The following is a 3,651-nucleotide window of genomic DNA, read 5'->3' as shown; positions in this document are numbered from 1 at the left end:
GGTCAGCTTCGGTGGCGCGATCGGCTTTGCCCGCCCGGGCTTGTAGTCGCCTGAAGTCGCGTCGCGCGCGCTTTCGCCGTTGCCGGCACTGGCGGAGCCAGGATCGGCGGCGAAAGCTGGAACCGCCCACATTGCGGTGGAAAGCAATGTGGACGCAATGAGTGCGTTTGTCAGTTTTGTCATGGTGAGACTCTCCCAAAAGTCAGCAAGGACTGGATCAAAATACAGAAATATTGTCGAGATCGTGGTGGCGTCGAAAAAGGAGTTTGGTTACCGCACTTGAAATATGACCATCGCCTATGCGGTCGGTCAAAGCCCCCGCCAAAGACACCGGCGCGGATATATTGCCTAAATTAATACAACATTGGAATGACAATTAGCTTCCACATAGCCCGTGGGGGGCTATAGGGTTTTGAACGGGGTCTGCACAGGAACGCGATACGCGAAGCAGTGCCTGACTTGGTGTCCCTGCCGTGCCGCTACAACGAAAGCTGCGCGGCCTGACCACCAGTCTGAGGCTTGCTTTGTTGATCATGCGCCGGGGCTGGTCCGCTCGGGTACATATCAGGAGGGCTTCAGATGAACATCATCCATCGGTTCAGGCCGATCGCCGCTGCATCGCTGCTCGGCATCGCAGCCGCCCTTGCGGCAGCCAATTCCACCCAGGCCGACGAAGCGGTCGCCCGACCGGAGGCAGCAGTCTCGCCAATGAAGCGCGTGACGGAAGCCAGGGCGAAAGCCGCGGCGGAGAACCCCGACGCAGCCGACCGCGTCTATGGCGGCAACCAGGCCGAAAAGGGAGCCTATCCGTTCCAGGTCGCGCTGCTCACCACCGACAGGCTGGACGAGAACCCGGCCTCGCAGGCCAATGCCCAATTCTGCGGCGGCAGCCTGATCGCGCCGCAATGGGTGCTGACGGCAGCACACTGCCTCAACGACAAGGGTCAGCCGGTTTCGCCGGAGAGCGTCACCGTGCTGACCGGTGCAACCGATCTCAGCGAGGGCAAGCGCCACAAGGTGGTGGAGGTCATCGTCAACGAAGCCTACAGCGAGCAAACGCTCGACAACGATCTCGCCCTGCTCCGGCTTGCCGAACCGGCCGATGCGCCGACCATCAAGGTCACCCATGAGGCAACCCCCGAGACCGGCAAGACGACGGTCACCGGCTGGGGCAAGATGCAGGACGGCACCTTTCCGACCACGCTGATGGTTGTCGATCTCGACCTGCAGCCGAACCAGGCCTGCAACAGCGGCATCAAGGCCATCTATGCGCGTGATCTGAAGGCAGCGCTCGGTGATCTGTCCCGCCGTATGCGCTATTCGGAAAAAGGCATCGACGCGGCCGCCAATGCGATCGCCGCCGACATGACCGACCCGCTGACCGGCAACATGATCTGCGCCGGCACCACCAGCGGCGTGCGCGATGCCTGCAACGGCGACAGCGGCGGCCCGCTGTTCATGACCGGTGCCGAAGGCCCGGTCCAGGTCGGCGTCGTCAGCTGGGGCGAAGGCCCGGCTGACGGCAGTGCGGCGTGCGGCCACAAGGAGGCCTACGGCATCTACACGCGGCTGGCCAACTACACCGGCTGGATCGAGGCGAAGATGAAGACCTCGGCTCCGGCGCCGGCAAAGCCCAAGGCGGGACTGGGCACCGCCCAGAAACCGAAAACGCCCTGAAGCAGCGCTGTTCGCTTTCAAGCAAAACGGCGGGAGAGATTCCCGCCGTTTTGCTTGCCGGCTTATCGAGAGGACTTATTTTCGCGGCGGGCCTTTGCGCTCGGCGGAAGCCGCCCACAGATTAATGTCGGATTCGCGCGCATAGGTGTCGATCTCGGCGAGTTCGGCATCGCTGAAGTCGAGCACCTTGAGCGCGCCGACGCAGTCCTCGACCTGCTCCGGCCGGCTGGCGCCGATCAGCGCCGATGTCACCCTGCCCTTGCGCAGCACCCAGGCCAGCGCCATCTGCGCCAGCGTCTGCCCGCGCTTGCTGGCGATGGCGTCGAGCGCCTTGATGTTGGCTATGGTCTTGTCGTTGATGAAGGCTGTCTTCAGCGACTTGCCCTGGGAGGCGCGGCTGCCGTCGGGAATGCCGCCGAGATACTTGTCCGTCAGCATGCCTTGCGCCAGCGGCGAGAACACGATGGAGCCGACGCCGAGCCCTTCGAGCGTGTCGAGCAAGCCATCTTCCTCCACCCAGCGGTTCAGCATCGAATAGCTCGGCTGGTGGATGACGCAAGGCGTGCCAAGCTGCTTCAAGATATCGGCGGCCTCGCGCGTGCGCTGCGAATTGTAGGACGAGATGCCGGCATAGAGCGCCTTGCCCGAGCGCACGGCATGGTCGAGCGCACCCATGGTTTCTTCCAGCGGCGTGTCGGGGTCGAAGCGGTGCGAATAGAAGATATCGACATAGTCGAGCCCCATGCGCTTCAGGCTCTGGTCGAGGCTGGCCAGAATGTATTTGCGCCCGCCCCATTCGCCGTAGGGTCCGGCCCACATCTCGTAGCCGGCCTTGGTCGAGATGATCAGCTCGTCGCGGTAGGCGGCGAAGTCGGTGCGCAGGATTTCACCGAAAGCGGTCTCGGCAGAACCGGGTGGCGGACCGTAATTGTTGGCAAGGTCGAAATGCGTGATGCCGAGGTCGAAGGCCTTGCGCGCGATCGCCTGCTTGGTCTTGTGCGGCGTGTCGTTGCCGAAATTATGCCATAGGCCGAGCGAGATTGCCGGCAGCTTCAGGCCGGAGCGGCCACAGCGGTTGTAGATCATCTTTTCATAGCGGTTTTCGGCAGGCGTGTAGGGCATCGGAAAATCCTCAAATGGAAGCGAGCCGGTCGGCTGCATCGCGACAGCGCGGCGAGTTGGCTCTGCCCCTCACCTTTACCCTCTCTCCGTCGGAACGGGGAGAGGGTTGAGGTGTGCTGCCCTATTTCTTCTTCGCCAAAAGCGCCTTGGCTTCCTTGACGCCAAGTGCCGCCGGCCGTTCGCAGGTGGTCTGCATGGCGACGAACTTGCCGGTTTCGCCGGAGCGCAACAGCCCGGTCATCACGTCGACGGCGTGCAGCGCCAGCTCCATCGAACAGCGATGCGGCCGGCCTTCCGCGATCGCCACTGCCATGTCGGCGAGGCCCGATGTGCGGTAGTTGGCCATCATGCCTTGCGAATGCATCTCGTTGGGTACGCCGAACGGGTGCGGCCAATTCGGCAGCTTCTTGACCGGCTTGGCCGCGTCGGTGAAGCGAACGTCACCACCGAAGAAGTTCGGGTCCGGCACGAACACCGTACCCGCCTCGCCATAGAGTTCCATCGGCGCGTGGCCGTGGGCCCAGACGTCCCAGCTGGTGTTGAGCGTTATAACGGCACCGTTCTCGAACTCCAGCAGCCCATGGATGGTCGTCGGCGTGTTGACCGGTATCTTTTCACCCGCGCGCGGCTTTGAACTGATCGTCCGCTCCTTGGCCGGCGTCGTCGCGAAGGCCGCGACCTGTTTCACCGGTCCGATCAGCTGGATCAGATTGGTGATGTAGTAAGGCCCGATATCGAGCACGGGACCGGCGCCCGGCTGGAAGAAGAAATCCGGATTGGGGTGCCAATGCTCCATGCCGTGGCCCATGACATGGCAGGTACCGCTCGTGACCTTGCCAAGCTTGCCAGTGT

Annotated in this window: 3 protein-coding genes and 1 pseudogene; 1 reads left to right on the top strand and 3 read right to left on the bottom strand. The window is 62.9% G+C overall.

Annotation, left to right across the window (positions count from 1 at the left end; all coding sequences use genetic code 11):
* Positions 1-183, bottom strand: a pseudogene (locus EN750_RS23610) (serine protease); the annotation flags it as partial.
* Positions 184-579: 396 nt separating this feature from the next.
* Here EN750_RS23610 and EN750_RS23605 point away from each other — a divergent pair.
* Positions 580-1,677, top strand: a complete 1,098-nt coding sequence (locus EN750_RS23605; protein WP_127397805.1) for a trypsin-like serine protease — start codon at positions 580-582, stop codon at positions 1,675-1,677.
* Positions 1,678-1,752: 75 nt separating this feature from the next.
* Here EN750_RS23605 and mgrA read toward each other — a convergent pair whose 3' ends face one another.
* Positions 1,753-2,799 (bottom strand): L-glyceraldehyde 3-phosphate reductase, encoded by a 1,047-nt coding sequence (gene mgrA, locus EN750_RS23600; protein ID WP_127397804.1) that lies wholly within the window; start codon positions 2,797-2,799, stop codon positions 1,753-1,755.
* Between the two features lie 121 nt (positions 2,800-2,920).
* Positions 2,921-3,651, bottom strand: a 731-nt coding sequence (locus EN750_RS23595) for a Gfo/Idh/MocA family oxidoreductase (RefSeq protein ID WP_145967860.1), incomplete at its 5' end; no start/stop codon positions are given.

The organism is Mesorhizobium sp. M7A.F.Ca.ET.027.03.2.1, from assembly GCF_003999175.1.
GTDB lineage: Bacteria > Pseudomonadota > Alphaproteobacteria > Rhizobiales > Rhizobiaceae > Mesorhizobium.
This window is presented reverse-complemented; position numbering and strand designations above follow the sequence as displayed.